At 38.3% G+C, this 3503-nt stretch carries 4 protein-coding genes; 2 read left to right on the top strand and 2 right to left on the bottom strand.

Translation table 11 applies throughout. The features are described 5' to 3' along the window. A partial coding sequence (locus F607_RS0125635) for a hypothetical protein (protein ID WP_027710296.1) occupies positions 1-752 on the bottom strand: 752 nt, incomplete at its 3' end. Between the two features lie 303 nt (positions 753-1055). Between F607_RS0125635 and F607_RS0125630 the strand changes: the two genes are divergently transcribed. Both F607_RS0125630 and F607_RS0125625 read left to right on the top strand, forming a co-directional pair. Continuing rightward, positions 1056-1826 carry a ParA family protein gene (locus tag F607_RS0125630; protein WP_027710295.1) on the top strand — a complete coding sequence of 257 codons (771 nt, stop codon included), beginning with the start codon at positions 1056-1058 and terminating at the stop codon, positions 1824-1826. Positions 1827-1856: 30 nt separating this feature from the next. Beyond that, the gene (locus F607_RS0125625) at positions 1857-2165 is read left to right on the top strand and encodes a hypothetical protein (RefSeq protein WP_027710294.1); all 309 of its coding nucleotides are present in this window, start codon (positions 1857-1859) and stop codon (positions 2163-2165) included. 87 nt (positions 2166-2252) lie between these two features. Here the strand turns inward: F607_RS0125625 and F607_RS0125620 are convergent, their stop codons facing one another. Next, a complete protein-coding gene (locus F607_RS0125620) occupies positions 2253-3260 on the bottom strand; it encodes a replication initiation protein (RefSeq protein WP_027710293.1) in 1008 nt (335 codons plus the stop codon). Positions 3261-3503: the final 243 nt, after the last annotated feature.

Genomic DNA, 3503 nt, shown 5'->3' with positions numbered 1-3503 from the left:
TCATGATCATTAGTGCCACCCTCCTTAACTTTTAGTTTGCTTTGATAGTCTCGACGGAAGTCGTTTTCTTCACGCAATAAGCAAATGAAAAAGCTAGCAACCAAGTCGAGCAGTACAGCTAACAAGATAAAAACGTAAACCTGTACAACATCTTTATCCTTACCTAAAGCCGTTGCAACGGCACCCAATAGCGCAGTCATGGGTGTTTCTTGTGCAACACCTAGCGTACTGATTTTGTCTTGTATCGTTGCCGCTTTCACCCTCAGTGCCTCATTGCGTTGCTGCAGCGGCTGCGCAAAGTTCTTAATTCTGTTAAGTGCGATGTACTTATCTATAGCTTTCTGATTCTCTGCCACTTCAGCAAGTAGCAACTGACGTTCTTCAATCAGAGCTGCTCGCTGCTGTTCTGCTTTGGTAATGCTGGCCTGAATTCGCTGGGTGTCACTCTGCAACCCACCAATCGAGCCAAGGATGCTTGCAGCAGCTAGCGTGACAAAAAGAAGGGTGGCACCCATGACACCCGCCCAGTCTTTGCGCTGTTTGCGTCGTGCAATCTCAGGTAGCGCAACAAATTTTGCTAACTCGAATGCAATCGCAAGCCCAGCGAACATAAGACTGTAGTAGTAATTTTCTGAGATTGATGCAAAGAGCAATACAGATAGTGCCACTGATAAAGTGACACTCAGAGTGGCACCCGTGTAGCTGGGTATCAGTTGTAGCAAGGTCTTGGGGTGTCGATTTATGTCAAGCATAACTATCAACTCTTCATTGTGGTGGCACTTTAGTCGACAATAATGTATTACATTAGTAATACAGGTCAAGTATATGACTAAACTTTTTATGAATTACATTTGTAATACATTCTGATAGTTACTTGATTAGTTTTATGTATTACACTGGTAATACATAAAATGTGCTATGCTAAGAATGGCTGTATAGACTTTCAGGTACTGACAAAGCAATAGATAGGGTGTATATTTGTAATACAATTGTAGTTCATTTACAAATGTCAGCTAAGTTATTTGTAATACTTATGTAATACAAAGGGTAGGGGGATGGCGAAAAAAATTGCGGTTACAAATCAGAAAGGTGGGGTTGGAAAAACCACCACTTGCATAAATATTGGTGCAGAGCTGGCTAAGCTAGGCAAAAAAGTACTAGCTATCGATCTCGATCACCAAGCAAACTTAACTAAGGTACTTAGTGGAGGTGAGAGCAAGTTCAGCTTAACTGTTGCAGATCTATTTTCGAATCACAAAGTAAAAATTGAAGATGCAATACATCAAGCTAGGTCTGATGGTAACTTCATTGACAACCTTTATTATATCCCTTCTCACATAACACTTAGCCGGCAAATAGAACAGTGCTTAACAAGAGTTCATAGAGAGCGAATTCTACAGCGACACTTAAAGAAGATAGAAGGGGACTACGATATTGTTCTTTTAGACTGTCCTCCGTCACTTTCGCTCAGTGTTACAAATGCAATGCTTATTGCTGATTTGTTCCTAATGCCGATTGATGGTGGCAGATTTGCACTTGATGGATTAAGCGACCTACTTGACGCAATTGAAGAGGTCAAAGAAACAAATGATGTAAACTTTGCTGTTTTTAGGAATGAGTATGCAAGTCAAAACAAATTAATGAATGACTTCCTTTCAGAACAGCTGCAAGTGATTAATGGAAAAGTATTAAAGTCGAAAATAAGGCGAAGTGAAGCAATTGGTCAAGCAAGCGTTACAGCTCAACCCTTGAAGTATTATTCAAAAAGTGCTCTTGCAAACCGTGATTACAAGACACTAGCAAAAGAAATCCTTGAACGAATTTGATATACAAATGTAATACATATTAGGCCCGAAATGAGCAAGTTAACTGGCACTACCAACCTTAATAATCGTTTTAGCAAAAAAGAAGAACCTGAAGAGCTACTTCAGAAAAAAGAAAAGCTAACTACGGTTAAAACAAACCGTAATGTAACAACAGGCTTAAGCCCAAAGCCATTTAGGCTAACAACTGATGATATCTCAGGGCTTCAAGAGTTGACTGAAGAAATACAAAGTATGACAAAGAAGAATATTACTGAGGCAAAAGTAATTCGTGGTTTAATTGGTATGCGAGATAAAATTAATAAGAAGAAACTACTAGAATCAATAATGCACAACACATAATGTAATACATTTGATATACATAAATCTTAGTGCCCGATATACAAATGTAATACATAACCTATTTACTTGTATTACATTTGTATTACTTTAAAGTCCATTAAAGCCTCTTTCAACCCAGCTCATGTCATCCATATCAGGATTGTGACTGTTTTTCGCTTGCTGCTCCTGATGCTTAAGGATGCCCAAAAAGTAAGCGGCGGGATCTTTAACTTTTCCGACTTGTTTGGCTTTGGTGTAACTTAAGAAAGCTTGGCTAGCAGCAACAGCATCAAGACGTGATGCTAAAAGGTTTACAATGTCTTTTGGTAGTTCAGGAACCGCACTTGCAAGCATAGCTGCTACAGCTTCGTCGTATCCATCAGGCAAAATTTCTGGCTCCAAAACGTGTTCATTTTCCACCTGTTCAAAATGAGCATTGTGACTGATGTTAAATTTTATTCTATCTATTTTTCGCCCGTTTCTGAGTAAATCAAAAGTAAATTTTAAGTCTGTTTTTTCAGCAATTTCTTTTTGAGCCTTATTTAGTACATGCTGCCTTAAATTATTTGTCCTAGTATGCTTGTTCGGTGCAATACCAAGTGTTTCACGTAGTTCTTTAATGGAAAGCTCATAATAAGAAGTCACTCTCTCGCATCGAATTGGATGATATCGCCTCAATATTTCATACAATCTTATAGAATACCTAGAAGTGAGATTCTTGATTTGTGCAAGCTGATACTGAGTAAAGTTTTTTCTAAAGTCACGTATATAAGGCTCAATATCAGGATGAAATTCAAAAGTTACAGATTTATCACCCTCAAGCCGGCTTCGTAAAAAGAAGTTTGATTTGGTGAGTTCGTTTGTATCTAGTTTTTTATGCCTAATAAGTATCTGCCCTAATTCATCAGTAATTTTATCCATTTCCCTATAGAAATACTGTTTACTCATGCCTAGCAACTCCATAGCCTCTTTGGCTGTGAAGACTATTTTAGGCAGTTCCTCAGCTTCAGGATTAACTTGTGCAATGATCGCAGCAGCAACCTTTTGGGCCGCTGCTGATAATGAGTATTTACCTTCAATGATTTCATTACGCTTAACAACTAGTGTATTAGCCATATTTTTCTTTAAATTCAATGAATTGAATAATATCAAAAGACTTTCAGTCAACAAAAGCGAGTCATTAAAGGAAATGACTAGCAACGGGCACTCAGCCTATCTTACAGTCAACAAAAACGAGGTATTAGCCACTAAAAGCATAGGTACAGTCAACAAAAGCGAGTCACTTCATTTTAGAGTCAACAAAAGCGAGTCGTCAAGTCGCAATTACGAGTCATTCAGTCAACAAAAGCGAGTCGCTAA

Origin of the sequence: Zooshikella ganghwensis DSM 15267 (genome assembly GCF_000428585.1) — a bacterium.
Classification (GTDB): domain Bacteria; phylum Pseudomonadota; class Gammaproteobacteria; order Pseudomonadales; family Zooshikellaceae; genus Zooshikella; species Zooshikella ganghwensis.
The sequence above is the reverse complement of the archived record's forward strand: the minus strand, read 5'-3'. Positions and strand labels throughout refer to the sequence as shown.